Origin of the sequence: Pseudomonas sp. GM50, assembly GCF_000282375.1 — a bacterium.
Classification (GTDB): domain Bacteria; phylum Pseudomonadota; class Gammaproteobacteria; order Pseudomonadales; family Pseudomonadaceae; genus Aquipseudomonas.
Map to the genome: position 1 here is coordinate 130288 of NZ_AKJK01000042.1, position 19294 is coordinate 149581.

Sequence of the window (19294 nt, forward strand, 5' to 3'; positions counted from 1 at the left end):
CAGGTCGGGTTGAGGTTGAAATGATCAAACGAACCCCGTTGGTGCTGCTGTCAGGCTGCCTGCTGTTAAGCCTGAATGCCTGGGCGCAACAGCAACAATCTGCTGCACCCGGCAATCAGGTAATTGTCGCCGGACAAACACTGACCCTGGAAAACCACGATCAACAATGCGCCTTGCGCAAACAGGACCAAAGCCTCTTGAAACTGGACATGCCGTGGCCTTGTTTTCTGAGTGTCGACCGAAAAGGTCAGCCACGGGTCGAGACCTTCAACAACGCCCAAATCATTATCGTGGAGCACTCCACGCCTGAGCCCCCTCCGAGCCGTGATTGTGACGCTCGGTATCAGGCCATCCGCCAAATCAAAGACCAGCCCATGGAAGTGTCGAAGGTCGCCCATAGTGCTGGCTGTATGACCGGCGTCATGGACCAGAAAAGTTTCGTGGCGCATTTCTCGTGGTAACCGAAATCGCCACCCGCGATCGTCTGCAACCGTCCCTGCTGGACCGGTTGACCGATGACGACCCGAGCAACCCAAAGGAAAGCGCCGACAAGCGCGTGCTATCCCTGACCCAACTGAAAGCCTCGGTGCTGCGTGACTTGGCGTGGTTGCTCAACACCACTTCATTGCTCGGCGCCGATGCGACGTTGCACACCCCAGCCGGCACGTCGGTGGTCAACTTCGGGTTGCCGGCGCTGGCCGGCAACAGTGCGTCGAACGTCGATATCGCCGCGCTTGAAGCCCTGATCCACCAGGCCATCGCTACGTTCGAACCGCGGATTCTGCGTAACACCTTGCGCGTGCGAGCCCGGGCATCCGCCGAAATGAACCACAACGCCCTGAGTTTCGAGATCGAAGGCGACCTTTGGGCGCAGCCAGTGCCGCTGCGCCTGATGCTACAGACCGACCTGGACCTGGAATCCGGCCATGTGCGAGTGATCAACGCCGATCAGCGGAGACGCTCATGAACCCGCGCCTGCTGGAACTGTACAACCAGGAATTGCACCACGTGCGCGAAAGCGCGGCGGAGTTCGCCCAGGAATACCCGAAAATCGCCAGTCGGCTGACGTTGTCCGGCATGGACTGCGCCGACCCGTACGTCGAACGCTTGCTGGAAGGTTTTGCTTATCTGACGGCGCGGGTACAGCTCAAGCTCGATGCCGAATACCCGACCTTTACTCATAACCTGCTGGAAATCGCGTACCCCCATTACCTGGCGCCGACACCGTCGATGACCGTGGTGCAATTGCAGGCCGACCCTGATGAAGGCTCGCTGAGCAGCGGCTTCCCGCTGCCTCGGGACACGGTCCTGCGCGCCGCCCTGGGCCGCGAAACCCAAACCTGCTGCGAGTACCGCACCGCCCACGCGGTGACGTTGTGGCCGTTGCAGGTCAGCCAGGCCGAGTACTTCGGCAACCCGTCCGCCATGCTCGGGCGCTTGGCCGCCAGCGAACCCAAGGCCAAGGCCGGCCTGCGCCTGACCCTGCGCACCGGCGCCGAACTACCGTTCAACAGTCTGGCCCTGGACAACCTGCCGCTGTACCTCAATGGAGCAGACGAGCAGCCCTTCCGCCTTTACGAACAGCTGCTGGGCAATGTCTGCGCCGTGTTCGCCCGTCAGCCCGGCGGTGATTGGGTGGAACGCCTGCCGCAGGACGCACTGCGCTCCCAGGGATTCGACGATACCGACGCCGCGCTGCCGGTGGTCTCGCGGGCCTTCCAGGGCTATCGCCTGTTGCAGGAATACTTCGCCCTGCCCCACCGCTTTCTGTTTGTCGACTTCACCCAGTTGAGCCGGGCGGTCAAACGTTGCGACGGACAGGAACTGGAATTGATCGTGCTGTTCGACCGTCACGACCCGAGCCTGGAAGGTAGCGTCGGAGCCGCGCAGTTCCTGCCATTCTGCACCCCGGCCATCAACCTGTTTCCCAAGCGCCTGGATCGCATTCACTTGTCGGAACGGGTCAATGAACACCATGTGATCGCCGACCGCACCCGGCCGATGGATTTCGAGATTCATTCCCTGACCACCCTTACCGGCCACGGCACCGGGTCGGAGCAGCCTTTTTTGCCGTTCTATGCGGTGCGCGATCCATCTCGCTACGGCCGCGATCAGGCCTGGTACACGGTGCGACGCGAACCCCGCGTGCTGTCCAGCGGCCAGCGGCGCAACGGCCCGCGCTCGACGTACATCGGCAGCGAAACCTTCGTCAGCCTGGTGGACAGCCAGCAGGCGCCTTATCGCCACGACCTGCGCCAACTGGGCGTAACAGCGTTGTGCACCAACCGCGACCTGCCGCTGTTCATGAGCGTGGGTAATAGCAAGACCGACTTCACCCTGGCCGACAGCGCACCTGTCGCGGCGGTGCGCTGCGTGGCAGGCCCAAGTCGCCCACGCGCCAGCCATGCCCATGACGCCAAGGCGTGGCGGTTGATCAGCCAGCTGTCGCTGAATTATTTATCCCTCAGCGAGCAAGGCCAGGGCGCCGCCGCCCTGCGCGAACTGCTGCGCCTGTACGGCGACAGCAACGATGCGGCGTTGCAATTGCAGATCGAAGGCCTGCGCGAAGTCAGCAGCAAGGCCTGCACCCGACGCCTGCCGATGCCCGGCCCGATCGTGTTTGGTCGTGGCCTGGAGATCACTCTGGAATTCGATGAAAACGCGTTTCGCGGCACTGGGGTCTTCTTGCTCGGTGCAGTGTTCGAACGCTTCCTGGCACGCTACGTGTCGATCAACAGTTTTACCGAGACGGTGATCCGTACCACCGAACGCGGCGAGATCATGCGATGGAAAGCCAAGCCAGGACGCCGTCCGACCCTGTGAATACTCTGGACGCGATGCATCAGGAGCCCTGGGAATACGACTTCTTCCAGGCGTTGCGGCGTATCGAGTGCGAATCGCCTGAACTGCCGCGCCTGGGCCATTCGTTGCGCCTGGCCGATGATCCGCTGCGCCTTGGGCAACAGGCCGATTGCACCTTCGCCCCGGCGACCCTGGCCTCGGTACAGCCGGGCGTCGACGGTTCGCCGGCGCGTCTGGAGCAGTTCTTTTTCGGCCTCGGCGGCCCCAACGGCCCATTGCCGCTGCACCTCACCGAATATGTGCGCGAACGCCAGCGCAACAACGCCGACAGCACCAGTAAACGCTTCCTGGATGTGTTCCATCACCGGCTGCTGAGCCTGTTTTATCGGGCCTGGGCCGAAGCGCGGCCGACGGTCAGCCATGACCGCCCGGACGATGACTACTGGTCGGCACGCCTGGCAGCACTGAGCGGCCGGGGCATGCCGAGCCTGCTCAAGCAAGGGCTGATTCCCGATACGGCGAAGTTGCACTACAGCGGTCATCTGTCGGCACAAACCCGCTACCCGGACGGTTTGAAGGCCATTCTCAGCGAATACTTCGGCCTGCCGGTGGAGATCGAAGAGTACGTCGGCCAATGGCTGGAACTGCCGGAACGCAGCCGCGTTGGCATCAGCGCCCATCGATTGGGCGTGGATTTTTGCCTGGGCCGTTACGTCTGGGATCGCCAGCACAAATTCCGCATTCGCCTGGGGCCACTCAAGCTGGATGACTACATGAGCATGCTGCCCGGTAGCCAACCCTTCAATGAGCTGGTGGCCTGGGTGGCCGAATACCTGGGCCATGAACTGGACTGGGACCTGAACCTGGTTCTGAAACAGCCCGAAGTACCGGCGCTGCAACTCAATCGCCAGTTCCGCCTGGGTTTCAATACCTGGCTGGGCAAGCCCGAAAAAGATGCCAAGGACTTAATACTGGCCCGGCATTACGCCGAGCAGGCCAACACCTCGCAAACCTCAAGGAACCAAGAGCATGGGTGAAATCAGTCGCGCCGCGTTGTTCGGCAAACTCAACAGCGTGGCCTACAAAGCCATCGAAGCCGCCACCGTGTTCTGCAAGTTGCGCGGTAACCCTTATGTGGAACTGGCCCACTGGTTTCATCAGTTGCTGCAATTGCAGGACTCGGACCTGCACCGCCTCATCCGCCAGTTCAATATCGAGCCGGCGCGCCTGGCCCGGGACCTGACCGACGCCCTGGACCGTTTGCCACGCGGCTCGACTTCAATCACTGACTTGTCCTCCCATGTGGAAGAAGCCGTGGAACGTGGCTGGGTCTACGGCAGCCTGATGTTTGGCGAAAGCCAAGTGCGTACCGGTTACCTGGTGCTCGGCATCCTCAAGACGCCGAGCCTGCGCCATGGGCTACTGGGGCTGTCGGCAGAGTTTGACAAGATCAAGGCCGAGGCCCTGAGCGAGCGTTTTGACGAATACGTCGGTGACTCGCCGGAAAATGCACTCAGCGCCAGCGATGGTTTCAACGCCGGCAGCGTGCCTGGTGAAGCCAGCGGCGCCATGGCCCCCAGCGCCATGGGCAAGCAGGAAGCGCTCAAGCGCTTTACCGTCGACCTCACCGAGCAGGCCCGCAGTGGCAAGCTTGACCCGATTGTCGGGCGTGACGAAGAGATCCGCCAACTGGTGGACATCCTCATGCGCCGTCGGCAGAACAACCCGATCCTGACCGGTGAAGCCGGCGTCGGTAAAACCGCCGTGGTCGAAGGTTTTGCCCTGCGCATCGTCGCCGGTGACGTGCCACCGGCGCTCAAGGATGTGGAGCTGCGCAGCCTCGACGTCGGCCTGTTGCAGGCCGGCGCGAGCATGAAAGGTGAATTCGAACAGCGCCTGCGCCAGGTCATCGAAGACGTCCAGGCCTCGCCAAAACCGATCATCCTGTTTATCGACGAAGCCCACACGCTGGTCGGTGCCGGTGGCGCCGCCGGCACCGGGGACGCGGCCAACCTGCTTAAACCGGCTTTGGCCCGGGGTACCCTGCGTACCGTGGCCGCCACGACCTGGGCCGAGTACAAGAAGCACATCGAAAAAGACCCGGCCCTGACCCGTCGCTTCCAGGTGGTGCAAGTCGCCGAGCCGTCCGAAGACAAGGCGCTGTTGATGATGCGCGGCGTGGCCTCGACCATGGAAAAACACCATAAGGTGCAGATCCTTGACGAAGCCCTGGAAGCCTCGGTCAAGCTGTCCCATCGCTATATCCCGGCGCGCCAGTTGCCGGACAAATCCGTGAGCCTGCTGGACACCGCTTGCGCCCGGGTCGCCATCAGCCTGCACGCCGTGCCGGCCGAAGTGGACGACAGCCGTCGTCGCATCGAGGCGCTGGAAACCGAACTGCAAATCATCGCCCGCGAGCACGCCATCGGCATCGTCATCGGCGCCCGCCAGAGCAACAGCGAAAACCTGCTGGCCGCCGAGCGCGAGCGCCTGGCCGAACTGGAAAGCCGCTGGGTCGAAGAGAAAACCCTGGTGGACGAACTGCTCGCCACCCGCGCCACCCTGCGCGAAAGCGTCGGCGTGGTAGACAGCGATGTCGGCAGTGACGACAGCCACGCCCTGCGCGAGAAACTGGTGGACCTGCAACAGCGCCTCAGTGCCCTGCAAGGCGAAACCCCGCTGATTCTGCCGACGGTCGATTACCAGGCCGTGGCCTCGGTGGTTGCCGACTGGACGGGTATTCCGGTGGGTCGCATGGCCCGTAACGAACTGGAAACCGTGCTCAACCTCGACCAGCACCTGAAGAAACGCATCATCGGCCAGGATCACGCCCTGCAGATGATCGCCAAACGCATCCAAACCTCCCGCGCCGGCCTCGACAACCCGAGCAAGCCGATTGGCGTGTTCATGCTCGCCGGCACTTCCGGCGTGGGCAAGACCGAAACCGCCCTGGCGCTGGCCGAAGCCATGTATGGCGGCGAGCAGAACGTCATCACCATCAACATGAGCGAATTCCAGGAAGCCCACACCGTGTCCACCCTCAAGGGCGCGCCACCGGGCTACGTTGGCTATGGCGAAGGCGGCGTGCTGACCGAAGCCGTGCGGCGCAAACCCTACAGCGTGGTGCTGCTGGACGAGGTGGAAAAAGCCCACCCGGACGTGCATGAGATCTTCTTCCAGGTCTTCGACAAAGGCGTGATGGAGGACGGCGAAGGCCGGGTGATCGACTTCAAGAACACCTTGATCCTGCTGACCACCAACGCTGGCACCGAGCTGATTGCCCAGGTCTGCAAAGACCCGCAAAACGTGCCCGAGCCCGAAGAGATCGCCAAGGCCCTGCGCCAGCCGCTGCTGGAGATTTTCCCGCCGGCATTGCTGGGCCGCTTGGTGACCATTCCGTACTACCCGCTCAGCGACGAGATGCTCAAGGCCATTACCCGCCTGCAACTCAACCGCATCAAAAAGCGCGTGGAGAACACCCACAAAGTGGCCTTCGATTACGACGACGCGGTGATCGACCTGATCGTCTCCCGCTGCACCGAAACCGAAAGCGGTGGGCGGATGATCGACACCATCCTGACCAACAGTCTGTTGCCGGACATGAGCCGCGAATTCCTCACCCGCATGCTCGAAGGCAAAGCGCTGGCAGGCGTGCGGATCAGCGCCCGGGATAACGAATTGCACTACGACTTCAGCGACGCGGCCTGACCGGCCTGGAACACGGTCAATGTGGGAGCGAGCCTGCTCGCGATGAGGCCATGACATTCAGCATCGATGTTGGATGTCAGTCCGCCATCGCGAGCAGGCTCGCTCCCACAATGGATCCGGTTCCGGCAGTAAGAAAGCAACGAAACGTTTACGGGATAACCAATGCTATTCAAGCAACTCTCACGCCTGGCAAAAATCACCAGCCCCCTGGGGCCGGATGTGCTGTTGCTCAAGGACATGGGCGGCGGCGAAGAGCTGGGGCGGCTGTTCAACTATGAGCTGCAACTGCACTCGCTGGACAACGCCATCGACCTCAACCAGTTGCTGGGCAAACCCATGTGCCTGAGCCTGCAACTGGACGGCGGTGGCGAGCGCTATTTCCATGGCATCGTTGCCCGTTGCAGCCAGAACGTCGACCAGGGTCAGTTCGCCAGCTACCAGGTCACACTGCGGCCTTGGCTTTGGCTGCTGACCCGCACCTCCGATTGCCGGATTTTCCAGAACCTGACCATCCCGCAGATCATCAAGCAGGTTTTTCGCGACCTGGGTTTTTCCGACTTCGAAGACGCCCTGAGCCGGCCCTATCGCGAGTGGGAATACTGCGTGCAGTATCGCGAAACCAGCTTTGATTTCGTCAGCCGCCTGATGGAGCAGGAAGGGATCTACTACTTCTTCCGCCATGAACAGGGTCGTCATGTGCTGGTGCTGGCCGATGCCTATGGCGCCCATACCAACGTGCCCGGCTACGCTTCGGTGCCCTACTACCCCAAGAATGAACAGCAGCGCGAACGCGATCACATTCACGACTGGCGCCTGGCCCAGGAAGTCCAGCCGGGCTCGCTGGAACTCAACGACTATGACTTCCAGCGCCCCAGCGCGCGAATTGACGTGCGCTCGGCCATGCCTCGTCCGCACACCGCCGGCGACTATCCGCTGTACGACTATCCCGGCACCTATGTGCAAAGCGCAGACGGCGAACATTACGCCCGCACCCGCATCGAAGCCTTGCAGACCCTGCACGAACAGGTCGAGTTCGCCGGCAACGCCCGGGGCCTGGGGTCAGGTCATTTGTTCAGCCTCACGGGTTTCAGCCGCCAGGACCAGAACCGCGAATACCTGATCGCCGGCGCCCGTTACTACGTCTCCCAGGAAAGCGGGGAAAGCGGCGGCGCTGGCGCTTCGGCGCAGTTCGAAAGCAGCCTGACCTGCATCGACGCGCAACAAAGCTACCGTCCCCTGCCCAACACCCACCGGCCTATCGTCAAAGGCCCGCAGACCGCACTGGTGGTTGGCCCCAAGGGCGAGGAAATCTGGACCGACCAGTTCGGCCGGGTGAAGGTGCATTTCTATTGGGACCGTCACGACCAGTCCAACGAAAACAGTTCGTGCTGGATTCGCGTGTCGCAATCCTGGGCCGGTAAAAACTGGGGCTCGATGCAGATCCCGCGGATCGGCCAGGAAGTGATCGTCAGCTTCCTCGAAGGCGACCCGGACCGGCCGATCATCACTGGCCGCGTCTACAACGCCGAACAAACCGTGCCCTACGACTTGCCGGAAAACGCCACCCAAAGCGGCATGAAAAGCCGTTCGAGCAAGGGCGGCACACCGGCGAATTTCAACGAAATCCGCATGGAAGACAAGAAAGGCGCCGAGCAGCTGTACATCCATGCCGAGCGCAATCAGGACATCGTGGTCGAGGTGGATGAAAGCCACTCGGTAGGTCACGACCGCAACAAGAGCATTGGGCATAACGAGACGGTGACCATTGGCAACAACCGCCTGCGTATCGTCAAACAGGAAGACATTCTTTCGGTGGGCCAGCGCAAGACCGACAGCATCAGCCAGAGCTACGTCATTGAAGTGGGCGAGAACCTGCGGCTGGTCTGTGGTGAAAGCATCCTGGAGCTCAATGCCAGCGGCCAGATCAACCTGACCGGCGTGCAAATCAGCTTCTATGCCAGCGGTGATGCCGAGTTCAACACCGGCGGCGTGCTGCACCTGAACAACGGCGGCGGCGCTGGCGCCACGCCTGATGGCCAAGGCGTCAAGGCCAGCATCGACGCCAACATCAATGCCGCGTTTCCCAAGCCCAAGGGCTAATCACGAGATCTGTGTTCCATGACTTACCGAATCAATGAATTCCAGTTCCAACTGCCGGCAGGCGAACTGCAAGACGCGTCGATCAACATCCTCAAGTTCCCTGAACTGGGCACTTCGCTGATTGTCAGCCGCAGCTTGCTGGCCGAGGGCGAAACCCTGCAAAGCAACTTCGACGACCAGCTCAAGCGTCTGGAAAAACAAGTGCAAGACTTGCGTTTTCAACCGGGCGTCGCCGTGCGTCTGGGCGCCAGCCAGGAAGTCGAAGGCATCGAGTTGCGCAGCCAGTTCAACAAGGGCAACGACAAAGTCTTCCAATACCAGTTGGCACTGGTGTTGCCCGGCACCCGCAAAATGCTCGCCCTGAGCTACGTGAAGGCCGAGAAACTTGGCGATGCCGAAGCCGCGCATTGGGCGACCATCAAGAGTTCGCTGTTGTTCGACGTTCCGGCCTGATGAGCACCCTGCATGTCTGACGCGCTCTGGGCTGCCCGACTGGGCGATGCACTCGATCACACCTCGATGATGGCCGATATCCTCGGCGGCGTGCTCGAGGTGGCAGCCAACATCGCGATTACCGCGCTGGCCACTGCCGCCGTGGTCGCGGCCACTGGCATCACCGTCGTCACTGGCGGGTTGGGGTGCTTCGTGCTCGGCCTGGTGGTGGGCACGATCGTCGGCCTTGCCATGAGCAAGACCGGGGCCGATAAGGGCCTGAGCAATTTATGCGAGAGTTTCAGTAATTCGCTGTTTCCGCCCACGGTGCAGGCGAACATTCTCACCGGTTCCACCAACACCCTCACCAACAACATTCCCGCCGCCCGCGCTGCCGGAGCGATCCCGTCCCATGTCGCGCCGGCCGGCACCGAGCTGGCAATACCCGAGCCCGAAGCAGAAGCCAGCTACCTGGACATGGCCGAGAGCTTCTTCTCCCAGATGTGGCGCCCCACCGTCGCCACCCCGGCGCCAGGCGCGGTGCCCAAGCCGCTGGACCTGCTCGTCTGCATGAAGCATCCGCCGATGCCGCCGCAGTTTATGGCCGAGGGCTCGGACAAGGTCACCATCAACGGCCAGCCCGCCGTGCGCAGCGGCGATCGCAGCACCTGCGATGCCAAGGTCGTGTCGTCCGGGTTGATCTCCTCCAACGTGACCATCGGTGGCGGTTCGGTGGTGGTGCGTGAGATCCGCAGCGGCAAGACCCCGGGCGTGGGGCTGGCGGTCACCGCGTTGCTGATGCTCAAGGGCGGCAAGGGCAAGTTCTTCAGCAAATTGCCGTGCATGCTGATCGGTGGCGCGACGTCGATGGCCGTCAGCAGCGCGATGGGCGCCATGGCCAATGCCGCCATGGGCTCGTCGAACCCGGTGCACGCGGCGACCGGGGCCAAGGTGCTGGGCGGTGACGAAGAGCTGGATTTCGTGTTGCCTGGCATCTTGCCGATGGATTGGCAGCGCTTCTACAACAGCCGTGACGAACGTCGCGACGGGTTGTTTGGGGCGGGTTGGAGTGTGTCCTATGAGGTGCGGGTTGAAATCCTGCCTCACTCGGAGGGTGGCGAAACGCTGGTCTACACCGATGAACAGGGCCGGCGCATCGACATGGGGTCGATCCCCCTGGGCGGCGCGGTGTTCAGTGCGGGGGAAGGGCTTAGTGTTCGGCGCCATCTTAATGGGCAGTTGTTGATTGAAAGCGATGACGGCATGTATCGCTTGTTCGATCCGGCACCGGGGAATGCAGCGCTGCTGCGATTGAGTCAGCTCGGCGACCGCAACGACAACCGCATCTACCTCGACTATGACGAAACCGGACGCTTGGTACGACTGCGGGACACCTTTGATCTGGTGCAGGTCGAGCTGATTCGCGAACGCGACCGCGTGGCTCGAGTTGAACGCCTGTACCCCGACCAGCACCGCGAAGTACTCGCCAGCTATGGCTACGACGCAGCGGGCGATCTGGCCGAAGTGCGCGACGCCACCGACCAGATACAACGGCGCTTCAGCTACGACGCCGGACGGCGGATGGTCGAGCACCAGTTGCCCACCGGGCTGCGCTGCTTCTATGAATGGGCGCTGATTGAAGACCTGGAATGGCGCGTGGTCCGGCACTGGACCGATGAAGGCGATGCCTACCAGTTCGACTATGACCTCGGCGTCGGTGTCACGCGCATCACCGATGGCTTGCAGCGCGTCAGCACGCGGCGCTGGAACAGCCAGCACCAGATCACCGAATACACCGACAACCTCGGCCAGACCTGGCAGTTCGAATGGAACGACGAGCGCCAGTTGCTCAGCGCTACCGACCCACAGGGCGGTCAGTATCAATACAGCTACGACGACGCCGGTAACATGAGCGGCGAAACCGACCCGCTGGGCCGCAGCGAATCGACCCTATGGCTTGAACTCTGGGCCCTGCCGCTGGTGGAAACCGACGCCGCTGGCAACAGCTGGCAGTATCGCTACGATCAGCGCGGCAACCGCATCGTCGAAACCGATCCGCTGGGCCACATCACCCGCTACCGCTACGACACCCACGGCCAGGTCGTCGAGATCATCGACGCCACCGGCAAAAGCAAAAAGCTGCGCTGGAACCCCTTCGGCCAACTGGTTGAGCACATCGATTGCTCGGGTTATCCGACGCGGTTCAGCTACGCCAACCGGGGCTATCTGCAAACCATCATCGATGCCCTCGGCGAACGCACCCAGTTCAGCTACGACGCCCAAGGGCGCCTGCTCAGCAGCCAATTGCCGGACGGGCGCACCGAGCAGTACCAGCACGACATCAGCGGCCAATTGACCGGTTATACCGACCCGGCCGGGCACACCACGCTCTATCAACACAACCGCCGCGGCCAGGTGCGCCAGCGCACCGACGCCCACGGCCGACAGGTGCAATTCGGGTACGACAGCTACGGGCGGCTGCAAGCGCTGATCAATGAGAACGGCGAAAGTTATCGGTTTGCCTGGGATGCCGGCGATCGGCTGACCGAACAACAGGATCTGGATGGCAGCGCCAAGCGCTACACCTATGACCTGCTGGATAACGTCGCGACGGTGGCGGCTGTTCCGGCGCCTTACGGCAACGGCTTGGCCATCGTCCCCGAGACGCCCCCGGCCCCCATCGTTCATCGACTGAAACGCGACGCTGTCGGCCGGCTGATCGCCAAAGTCACCGACGATGGCCGCACCGACTACACCTACGACCCATTGGACCAGCTCACCGCCGTCACCTTCACCGACCACCATGGCAACGCACAAACCCTGAGCTTCGCCTACGACGCCCTCGGCCAATTGCTCGAAGAACAAAGCGCGGCCGGGAGCCTGCACTACCACTACGACGAACTCGGCAACCTGATCCAGACCCAACTGCCCGACGGCCGCTGGATCAATCGCCTCTACTACGGCAGCGGCCACCTGCACCAGATCAACCTCGACGGCCAGGTCATCAGCGACTTCGAGCGTGATCGCCTGCACCGCGAAGTGCTGCGCACCCAAGGCCAGATCAGCACCCGCAGCGAATACGACCGCAACGGCCGTTTACGCTCACGCCAACGCCGACACACCAGCCAACCCTCGCTGATGCCAGCAGCGGTGCAGAAACATTTCGAGTACGACCCCGCCGACAACCTGATCAGCAAAATCGACCAACAACCCGCCGCGCAACACCGGCAACTGCTGCACTACGACGCCACCGGCCGCATCATCGCCAGTCAGGACAGTCTGCACGGCCAGCGCGAAACCTTCGCCTACGACGCCGCCGCCAACCTGCTGGACGGCCCACAACCCGGCGCCGGGCTGGTGGTGCACAACAAACTGCTGACCTTCCAGGACAAGCGTTACCGCTACGACGCGTTTGGCCGGATGATCGAAAAGCGCAGCGCTAAACGGGGCCTGCAACGCTTCGGTTACGACGCCGAAAGCCGGTTGATTGAAGTGCGCAATGACAACGGCAGCGTGGTCAGGATGACCTACGACCCGCTGGGCCGGCGCATCGAAAAAACCGGGCACGACAGCAACGGTTATCCACTGGGAGAAACCCGCTTCACCTGGGACGGCCTGCGCTTGTTGCAGGAACATCGCCATCAACAGACCAGCCTTTACCTCTACGAAGACGAAGGCTACGAACCCCTGGCCCGCGTCGACGGCACCGGCCCGCTGCAAAAAATCCGCTACTACCACAACGACCTCAACGGCCTGCCGGAACAACTCACCGAAGCGGACGGCCACAACGTCTGGCAGGCGACTTATCGGGTGTGGGGCAACACGTTAGAAGAGGTGCGTGAGCCGTATTACATTGAAGAGCAGAACCTGAGGTTTCAGGGGCAGTACCTGGACCGGGAGACGGGGCTGCATTTCAATACGTTCAGGTTTTATGATCCGGATGTGGGGCGGTTTACTACGCCGGATCCGATTGGGTTGGTGGGTGGATTCAACCTCTATCAATACGCACCGAATCCGATTGGGTGGGTGGATCCGTGGGGGTGGGAAGTTTGTCGACTCAGCGCCTCACAGAAGAGAGCCATGGGGCCTGCACCTAAGGGTATGGTAAAGCCGCATTACCATCATATCGTCCGCGAAAAAGCTCCAAAAAGCTGGAAAGCTCAAAATCAAAAGTACATTACCGACTCGCAAAAGATTCTGGCCAAACACAAGATTGGTCTAAACAACGATCCGCGCAACTTCACTTGGGCCCAAAATGGGGGAGGCAATCACTCGATAGCCAGCGCCAAAAAAGTCTATGAAGTACTACAGAAAGCGGACGTCGGCGGGCTGGCCAGTGTCCAGAATGCATTACAGAAAATGGGTGCACAAATGACAAAAGGTGTTTTTTAAATGAACAACCCAGAAGAAATTTATGAAAAGAACATCACGACTTTATTAGCCATTCACGCAGACATTGCGTCGGGAAATGCAGCCTCACTAAAAAAGCACCTAGAGAGAAATTCTGTTCTATTGCACCTGCCCATGTATGGCCTTGATGGGCATGAGACCCTGCTGCACATGGCTGCCGAACAGGGTCAAACCGAAATTTGCCGCTTATTGGTGTTTTTAGGTATTGCGCTGGACCAGCCTGCCGTCAGTTCCGGCAATAGCACGCCACTTGCCGCAGCCGCTGGCAATGGACATCTACAAACATGCCAATGGTTTCTTGAGGCCGGTGCTTTGGTGGATGGGTGGCCTAACAGCATAACCACCCCGCTGATTGACGCGATTACCTTTGGGCATCAGGACGTCGTCAATCTTCTTATAGAACACCATGCCAACATCAATCGACTGCACACCAGGCTGAATACTTCGCCATTGGACATCGCCAATACCTGGGGATTTACCGAGATTGCGTCCACATTAAGAAAATTGGGCGCGGTTAGTATCATGGACATTATGGAAGGCCGACCTGAGGAGTTTGGCGGTTCTATAGTCACTTTCGTGCACAACACCGCTGGCTGGGTTTTACCCGCCCAATTGAGCCCCTTCACCAATGAAGAGGGTCTGGAGCTGCGTGTTAGCTGCATCGATGGCAAAAACAAGTTCAAATTGCTCTTCACCATCGGACTTTTTGCCAAAAGTCCTCATACCGAATTATTCATATGCTTGCCTGGCGACTGGCCTTTGCCACAGCAAGGTTTCCCCCCCCACAGTCCTTGGGTTTTCCCGGTCGAGTTGCTGTCCCTGCTCGCTCGCCACACGTTCGATAATGGCCCCTTGTCGGAAGGCTTCTTGATTCGTCGTTCCGATGCCGTGTATGCAGACCTGGCTTGGCCAGCCGGAGTGGATGCTTTCGTGGCCGTGGATAAAGCTTGGGATACGAAAACTGAAAAAGAGACGATCCCCGACGATGAAAAGGTGATGCTCTATGTTTTGGCACCTGTCAAATTCACAAAAAAGGGCGAGCCTGACGCAGTAGCATTGCGTGCTCTGACACAACGCAAACGTACGGCCAGTTGGGCGAGTGTGGTCACTCCGGCTCCGGATCCAGAGATGACGCAATAGAAAAGTGGAGCGAAGGGACAACCACGATTCAACTTGTCAAAACAGCTGCGCATGAGGCTACGTTCCCGCACGGTGGTTCGGTCGCTCAATATGAAAAACACTTCAAGGTTAAGTACGAGAGCACTGAGTCAGTCCTTGCGGCCTCCAAAAAAGGTTGGCTGGCTAACAAGATTCCTAAACCCAAACCTGGCCGCTGCTCATGACGGGAGATTAACGATGCTTGAAAACACATTCTCAAATGACGAAGCGGCCATTACGACAGCGGATCTGGATCACCTGGAATCCGCCATTGGCAAGAAGCTACCGACGCCCTTTAGAAACCATTACCTCAAGTACAACGGCGGCGAACCGGAGCGGACCTATTGGGTCAGCGAAGAATTTGACGAGCCACTGGAAGTGGCCGCGTTCAAGCCGATTACCGGTGGCGACTCCACGCTGCTGTCTACCTATCAGTTGATGCTGAAAAAACAGGTACTTCCTGCACACCTCCTGCCTTTCGCGAACGACTGGGGTGGCAACTTCTTTTGCTTGAATCTTGATTCAGAGGCCGTTAGTTATTTCACGACTGACAGCTTTGATAGCGACTTAAGCCCTGAAGAGAATCAGGCCCAATCCGAGAAACTGGTCTGCTCGAACTTCCGCCGGTTTGTTCAAGGGCTGATTGATGAGGAAGATTTGGACGAGGAGTGAATGAGCCAACGCCGCAAAAGTAGCAGGCTTGGCTAGAAGCGCAGATCCCCTGTGGCGAGGGCAGCATCGGAACATGGCGTATGTCCTGACTGTCGTGCTCTCGCCAACCTATCTTAGTATGAAACTCAAGAGCTCTCATCATACCTCACAGCACTCAGCACTCAGCACTCAGCACGGGAGCACGGGCCGCCCAACAGGTCGGCGCGAATGCTTCGCGCTGACTCTCCAGTTTATGTTAATGGCACGCTTATGAATGGTGGAGCTTAAATATGATTGACTTCACAGCAGATATCAAATCCAAGCACTCCGTAGCAAACATCATATTAGAGGAAAACATCTCCAACTATATAGATGAGCTATATAGAAAACATAGCATCAAGGTGAAGAACTATAACCTACCAGACGGCGAAACGAGAGTGGGCTATATAGTAGATGACACCATCACTATAGCAACCCTTTCTTATGGAACAATATTCTCAATTGGTTGCAATGTACATTACCCAGGACTTTACAGAGGTGTACTTTCTACAGGAATGTCTTTTGGACAAATAAAAAAACTTACCAAGCGTCAACGGATATTTAATGGCTCAGTAATTATCGATGATGACTTCGGATTCTCCTATGTATTACCCGCTCCTTATGATGAGATAGCCTATAGTATTGAGGACATACCTCTGGATTTGATTCTAAATGAAATATACATTTCTGATTTTTCCTCTTGGCAATAGCCCGTGTCAAAGTGATGGCTCCGATGGTGCCGCAAATCACTCTAAGGGCTACGAGCAACACATGGCTCCAGAAGGCGGCTTTGGAGACACACCTCATATCAAGTGGTACAACAATGGAGGGGATGGCCATATTTTCTATGACGTTCCGAACTAGCATGAAAAACAACTATCGATTGGAAAAACTTAAAAAATTTGAATTAGGTCCGAATGAAAGCAGAGAAGCTATCTATTCACTGATGTTACAGCCAACACTTTCAGGCGATTTCATTCAAGCACTCAACTCACTTAGAGATCTGGAGCCTCACATGACTTCGGACTACTATTATGTGGCGCACAAGCTGATTGCTAACAAAGGCAAAAAAATAATTTTCAAAGGCGAACTGTATAAGGCAGAAAGAAACGATCTCTTGAGTTTTCTTGATGGTGCTGTGACTTCAGGCGATCTGCGCGAGTTATTAATCACTCCAGTTCAGGTACACCCAAACAGAAAAATAATATACATTTCAGAAGATGCAATTTATTTGTATGCGGCAGGATAATGCTAAGTGCCAGAATAAAAATTTTCAGGCATTGCCTGAGCATGGACTTTCCTGAAAAGCCACATTACACAGGGGGTTCAGCCTAACGAAGCCCAGAAGATGGGCGATGCCGAAACCGCGCACTGGGCAATTATCAAGGCGGTAAAGGGGGGTTTGGTTCCGAATACAAAAGGTGAGAAAGCGGTCCGGGTAAATCATGACAGCATGTGGAAAACCTTAAGAAATGGACATATTCAATCTACTTTCATACAAGCTTGAAAATTTCCTGAACATCCGGCCGTGTCCAACGAAGCTGGACGCTGTTTTTTACGAAGAAGACGAGCCCTCACTGCTGTCTGTCGTCGCCAGAAAACGCAACGGTTCGACCTTCTTCGTGAGCCGCTGGCACGATTTATTTTCCATAAGCGCCTTCGAAAAATCCATGTCGAAAAACGGTTTCACGGAATCGGACTGCTATGCCCTTCTCTTGGTTCTGTCCCGCTTTGGCTATCTGCTTGAAATCGACAACCGCCAACGAACAAACAAAGACTATTTTATTTTCTTCTATCTGACTCAGTTGATCAGCTTGAAGAACAGTCCTCTCGACGCAGATGCACAGCACAGGAACTACATGCTCAGGTTCCTGCTTTTCGAATTGAGTATTGACGACGAAGCATATCGTCGGTTCAGCATCAAGGATAATCAGCTGGTAATGGCTACCGACACCTTGGGGCCAGTAGCTTTTCTGGATGTTATCGACTTGGTTTACAAAGCGATCAAGTTTGATAGCAGAAAAGAACATGAGTTGCTAACCACATTGAAAAGCTATCAAACAAGCATCGTCACATTATTGACCGAGCCCGACGATACAAATTACCGTTTCAGGCTTAATGATCACCACAGCGAACTCATGTTTCCCGACGTATTTTTGCACGCATACGCTCAAAACAAAAAGCAGGTCTTTAATGCTTTGATCGATACGGTCAACCCCCTTCAATCAACGGAAAACCTGTTTGTCTCCAATATTATCTTGATGAATTACTCCTTCTATATTTTGAAAAGCAAGCCTCGCGAAATTCTAAAACTGAAAAAACACGTCAATGATGAAACGCTGTTCAGCAAACTGTTGGAAGCAATAATCACTCGTCGAATGGCAATCAATAAATCACTATTCGAAAAAATATCCATAGGCCAGGATTTATCCTTGATAAAAGACAATCCAGCCTCGTTTTACAATATCTTGTACAGCCTATAGAAGCCTAGATGGATCGAACAGCAAGCCGCTCTGGATAACATTGGTCTGGGCGGCACACGGGACACAGCCCCCAACGGCCTGCTGATGCCCGATAGCCAAGTAAAGGCCGCGGCCATTGGCAGACCGGTTTACCACAATGGTTCACACAAGGACTATTCGGACCTGGTGGACAGAAAACTGGGCAGGATCAAAGCACGCTATAACGCAAAACTTATTACCAAGGCACAGGCACAGCAACAGGTTTCATCACTACAAAGCAGCCTTCGCAAGAAGACTGTTTCAGGAAGAATACGAACCAAATCCAGTACCGGTCGACTTTGCTGACAAGAGGCTTTCATGTTCTATACCCTTGCATTCAAGAAAGACAAAAACTGCCCCACCTTCATTGATGGCGTCATTCATGAGTCGTTCAGCCCTGGCGCCTATGACGATGCGATGGATGCCGACTGGCACGACGCGGGCCCCGACGAAGCTCTCGCTCCCCTCCCGAAAAAGCTGGTGCTGATTACCAAGGACAAGCGCTATGACTTTGACTTTTGCACAGCCTTTGAGGGGCATATTGTCAGTGAGCGCTTCCTGAAAGCCTTCCAGACCCTCAAGACTTCCCGATGGGAGATCGCAGAACTGGAGATCGTCAACCCGAAGGGCGTTTCGGTCGCACAGCGCCCATATTTTTTCATGCGCCAGCAACGAATAGACAAGGAGCCTGTGGACGTGATCGATCAGACACAGTCGAAGATTAATTTTCGAGCGAGCGGCGAAATCAAAAATATCATCAGCCTGACAATCAAAGAAAATGTCAGCACAGATTTTTTTAGTATCGATGAAATTACTTTACTTGGATTCGTATTTCTTTCGCCTCACGCCGCCACTGCACTTAAAGAACTAAATCTGGTAGGTGCAGAAGTGGTCGATACGGAGAAGGTCGGCTCAATTGATAGAGCCTAGGTCCCACTCAGCATCTGGTAGAGGGATCTCTGCGTTCAACAAAAAATGGGCACCCGACTTAATCGGCGTGCCCATTTTTCAATACGGTTCTCCCCGTTTTTCAGGGAATTCGCCGCAATTATGGATTAACGCTGTCTTTCAACGACTTGCCTGGCTTGAACGCAACAGTGTTGCTGGCCTTGATTTTGACTGGCTCACCGGTCTGCGGGTTCTTGCCCGTACGGGCACCGCGATGGCGTTGCAGGAAGGTGCCGAAGCCCACCAGCGTGACGCTGTCTTTGCGGTGCAGAGCGCCGGTGATTTCTTCGAGAACGGCGTTGAGGACGCGGTTGGCCTGTTCTTTGGTGAGGTCTGCTTTTTCCGCAATTGCAGCGGCGAGTTCTGGTTTACGCATTAGTGAAGCCCCTTTGACGGTTTTTTGTTGTTATGTCCGTGCTGTTCTCGTTGGAACAGCGCCTAAGGCGCCGCAGGTGCTCTACTCTGCGGCAGACGGGAGTGAGGATGGCACGCGCTTTAGAGCGGCGCCAGTCTCCCCGCGACCTTTGTGGGGGCAAAAGCGGGGT

The 19294-nt window shown here is 57.7% G+C and carries 17 protein-coding genes; 16 read left to right on the top strand and 1 reads right to left on the bottom strand.

Annotated elements, in window-relative coordinates:
- Positions 1-20 precede the first annotated feature (20 nt).
- The 16 genes from PMI30_RS21620 (at position 21) to PMI30_RS21560 (ending at position 18731) form a co-directional block, all read left to right on the top strand.
- Positions 21-461, top strand: a complete 441-nt coding sequence (locus PMI30_RS21620; protein WP_008007708.1) for a hypothetical protein — start codon at positions 21-23, stop codon at positions 459-461.
- Positions 455-967, top strand: a complete 513-nt coding sequence (tssE, locus tag PMI30_RS21615; protein ID WP_008007710.1) for a type VI secretion system baseplate subunit TssE — start codon at positions 455-457, stop codon at positions 965-967. The genes PMI30_RS21620 and tssE overlap by 7 nt, the downstream gene beginning before the upstream one ends.
- Complete coding sequence (gene tssF / locus PMI30_RS21610) at positions 964-2823, top strand: type VI secretion system baseplate subunit TssF (protein ID WP_008007711.1); 1860 nt, start codon at positions 964-966, stop codon at positions 2821-2823. Before tssE ends, tssF begins: the two co-directional genes overlap by 4 nt.
- Positions 2787-3839 (top strand): type VI secretion system baseplate subunit TssG, encoded by a 1053-nt coding sequence (tssG, locus tag PMI30_RS21605; RefSeq protein WP_008007713.1) that lies wholly within the window; start codon positions 2787-2789, stop codon positions 3837-3839. Before tssF ends, tssG begins: the two co-directional genes overlap by 37 nt.
- On the top strand, positions 3832-6510 hold the full coding sequence (gene tssH / locus PMI30_RS21600; RefSeq protein WP_008007715.1) for a type VI secretion system ATPase TssH: 2679 nt from the start codon (positions 3832-3834) through the stop codon (positions 6508-6510). The genes tssG and tssH overlap by 8 nt, the downstream gene beginning before the upstream one ends.
- 162 nt (positions 6511-6672) lie before the next feature.
- Positions 6673-8610: a type VI secretion system Vgr family protein gene (locus PMI30_RS21595; RefSeq protein WP_008007717.1), complete on the top strand. Its 1938-nt coding sequence runs from the start codon at positions 6673-6675 to the stop codon at positions 8608-8610.
- An 18-nt stretch (positions 8611-8628) separates the two neighbouring features.
- On the top strand, positions 8629-9063 hold the full coding sequence (locus tag PMI30_RS21590) for a DcrB-related protein (RefSeq protein WP_008007718.1): 435 nt from the start codon (positions 8629-8631) through the stop codon (positions 9061-9063).
- Between the two features lie 12 nt (positions 9064-9075).
- Positions 9076-13434 carry an RHS repeat-associated core domain-containing protein gene (locus PMI30_RS21585; RefSeq protein ID WP_008007720.1) on the top strand — a complete coding sequence of 1453 codons (4359 nt, stop codon included), beginning with the start codon at positions 9076-9078 and terminating at the stop codon, positions 13432-13434.
- Positions 13435-14592, top strand: a complete 1158-nt coding sequence (locus tag PMI30_RS21580) for an ankyrin repeat domain-containing protein (protein ID WP_008007721.1) — start codon at positions 13435-13437, stop codon at positions 14590-14592. It abuts the gene before it with no gap.
- On the top strand, positions 14544-14795 hold the full coding sequence (locus tag PMI30_RS32070) for an HNH endonuclease (protein WP_202949719.1): 252 nt from the start codon (positions 14544-14546) through the stop codon (positions 14793-14795). The genes PMI30_RS21580 and PMI30_RS32070 overlap by 49 nt, the downstream gene beginning before the upstream one ends.
- Positions 14796-14808: 13 nt before the next feature.
- The gene (locus PMI30_RS21575; RefSeq protein ID WP_008007722.1) at positions 14809-15282 is read left to right on the top strand and encodes an SMI1/KNR4 family protein; all 474 of its coding nucleotides are present in this window, start codon (positions 14809-14811) and stop codon (positions 15280-15282) included.
- Positions 15283-15551: 269 nt separating this feature from the next.
- Positions 15552-16010, top strand: coding sequence for a hypothetical protein (locus tag PMI30_RS21570; RefSeq protein ID WP_008007723.1), 459 nt, complete (start codon positions 15552-15554; stop codon positions 16008-16010).
- Between the two features lie 155 nt (positions 16011-16165).
- The gene (locus PMI30_RS0129535) at positions 16166-16549 is read left to right on the top strand and encodes a hypothetical protein (protein ID WP_238541977.1); all 384 of its coding nucleotides are present in this window, start codon (positions 16166-16168) and stop codon (positions 16547-16549) included.
- 223 nt (positions 16550-16772) lie between these two features.
- Positions 16773-17783, top strand: coding sequence for a hypothetical protein (locus tag PMI30_RS21565; RefSeq protein WP_008007726.1), 1011 nt, complete (start codon positions 16773-16775; stop codon positions 17781-17783).
- 45 nt (positions 17784-17828) lie between these two features.
- A complete protein-coding gene (locus PMI30_RS32075; protein ID WP_443216289.1) occupies positions 17829-18107 on the top strand; it encodes an AHH domain-containing protein in 279 nt (92 codons plus the stop codon).
- Between the two features lie 12 nt (positions 18108-18119).
- Positions 18120-18731, top strand: a complete 612-nt coding sequence (locus PMI30_RS21560; RefSeq protein WP_008007727.1) for an Imm43 family immunity protein — start codon at positions 18120-18122, stop codon at positions 18729-18731.
- Between the two features lie 118 nt (positions 18732-18849).
- Here PMI30_RS21560 and PMI30_RS21555 read toward each other — a convergent pair whose 3' ends face one another.
- Positions 18850-19125, bottom strand: coding sequence for an HU family DNA-binding protein (locus PMI30_RS21555; protein ID WP_003213368.1), 276 nt, complete (start codon positions 19123-19125; stop codon positions 18850-18852).
- Positions 19126-19294: the final 169 nt, after the last annotated feature.

What these genes read in the sequence shown, in the direction of transcription:
- PMI30_RS21620 (WP_008007708.1), top strand. Translation starts at nt 21, where the DNA reads ATGATCAAACGAACCCCGTTGGTGCTGCTGTCAGGCTGCCTGCTGTTA.
- tssF (WP_008007711.1), top strand. Translation starts at nt 964, where the DNA reads ATGAACCCGCGCCTGCTGGAACTGTACAACCAGGAATTGCACCACGTG.
- tssG (WP_008007713.1), top strand. Translation starts at nt 2,787, where the DNA reads ATGGAAAGCCAAGCCAGGACGCCGTCCGACCCTGTGAATACTCTGGAC.
- tssH (WP_008007715.1), top strand. Translation starts at nt 3,832, where the DNA reads ATGGGTGAAATCAGTCGCGCCGCGTTGTTCGGCAAACTCAACAGCGTG.
- PMI30_RS21595 (WP_008007717.1), top strand. Translation starts at nt 6,673, where the DNA reads ATGCTATTCAAGCAACTCTCACGCCTGGCAAAAATCACCAGCCCCCTG.
- PMI30_RS21590 (WP_008007718.1), top strand. Translation starts at nt 8,629, where the DNA reads ATGACTTACCGAATCAATGAATTCCAGTTCCAACTGCCGGCAGGCGAA.
- PMI30_RS21585 (WP_008007720.1), top strand. Translation starts at nt 9,076, where the DNA reads ATGTCTGACGCGCTCTGGGCTGCCCGACTGGGCGATGCACTCGATCAC.
- PMI30_RS21580 (WP_008007721.1), top strand. Translation starts at nt 13,435, where the DNA reads ATGAACAACCCAGAAGAAATTTATGAAAAGAACATCACGACTTTATTA.
- PMI30_RS21575 (WP_008007722.1), top strand. Translation starts at nt 14,809, where the DNA reads ATGCTTGAAAACACATTCTCAAATGACGAAGCGGCCATTACGACAGCG.
- PMI30_RS21570 (WP_008007723.1), top strand. Translation starts at nt 15,552, where the DNA reads ATGATTGACTTCACAGCAGATATCAAATCCAAGCACTCCGTAGCAAAC.
- PMI30_RS0129535 (WP_238541977.1), top strand. Translation starts at nt 16,166, where the DNA reads ATGAAAAACAACTATCGATTGGAAAAACTTAAAAAATTTGAATTAGGT.
- PMI30_RS21565 (WP_008007726.1), top strand. Translation starts at nt 16,773, where the DNA reads ATGGACATATTCAATCTACTTTCATACAAGCTTGAAAATTTCCTGAAC.
- PMI30_RS21560 (WP_008007727.1), top strand. Translation starts at nt 18,120, where the DNA reads ATGTTCTATACCCTTGCATTCAAGAAAGACAAAAACTGCCCCACCTTC.
- PMI30_RS21555 (WP_003213368.1), bottom strand. Translation starts at nt 19,125, where the DNA reads ATGCGTAAACCAGAACTCGCCGCTGCAATTGCGGAAAAAGCAGACCTC.